Source organism: Streptomyces dysideae, from assembly GCF_001514305.1.
Classification (GTDB): domain Bacteria; phylum Actinomycetota; class Actinomycetes; order Streptomycetales; family Streptomycetaceae; genus Streptomyces; species Streptomyces dysideae.
Genome location: NZ_KQ949212.1, coordinates 1 through 764, shown reverse-complemented (window position 1 = coordinate 764; position 764 = coordinate 1). Strand labels below are relative to the sequence as shown.

The window sequence follows — 764 nt, the reverse complement described above, 5'->3', positions numbered from 1 at the left end:
AAGGGGCGGCGTGCGCTGGGCTGCTTCAAGCAGGCCGTGCTCGTGCTGCGCTGGTTCCTCGACGGCACCCGGCTGGCCCAACTCGCGTGTGACAACGGGGTGTCGGTCTCCACTGCATACCGCTGCCTCCACGAGGGACTGACTGTGCTGGCGGCCGGGGCTCCGGACCTCGCGACTGCGCTGGAGCGCGCGAAGGCGGCCGGGCTGACGCACCTGAACCTCGACGGCACCGTCATCCGCACCGACCGCGTCGCCGCCCCCGGCCCCAACGGCGCAGACCTGTGGTGGTCCGGAAAACACAAGCACCATGGCGGGAACGTGCAAGTCATCGCCACCCCGGACGGCTGGCCGATCTGGGTCTCGCCAGTACGGCCGGGCCGTGAGCACGACACCACCTGCGCTCGCCACCACGGCCTGATCGACGCCCTCAACCGGATCGCCGCCGAGCTGGACATGCTGACCCTGGTCGACCTCGGCTACGAGAACGCCGGCGACGGCTTCCGCCACCCGCACAAGAAACCAGCCGGAGGCGAGCTGACCGAAGCCCAGCAGACCTACAACAAGGTCATCCGCGGCATCCACGGCGTCTGCGAGCGCGCCAACTCCCTGCTCAAGACCACCTTCAAAGCCCTGCGCCGGGTCAGCCTCGACCCCAGCCGCATCACGAAGATCGCCGCCGCAGCACTCGTCCTACTCCAACTCGAGTACAACCGCACCATCTGAACGATCACACAACGTCGTGATCCATTACTGGCAAAGGCTCA

Annotated in this window: 1 protein-coding gene; it reads left to right on the top strand. The window is 67.7% G+C overall.

Annotation, left to right across the window (positions count from 1 at the left end):
* The coding region (locus AQJ91_RS48455) for an HARBI1 family protein (RefSeq protein ID WP_067036860.1) at nt 1-723 on the top strand (723 nt) is incomplete at its 5' end.
* Nucleotides 724-764 lie beyond the last annotated feature (41 nt).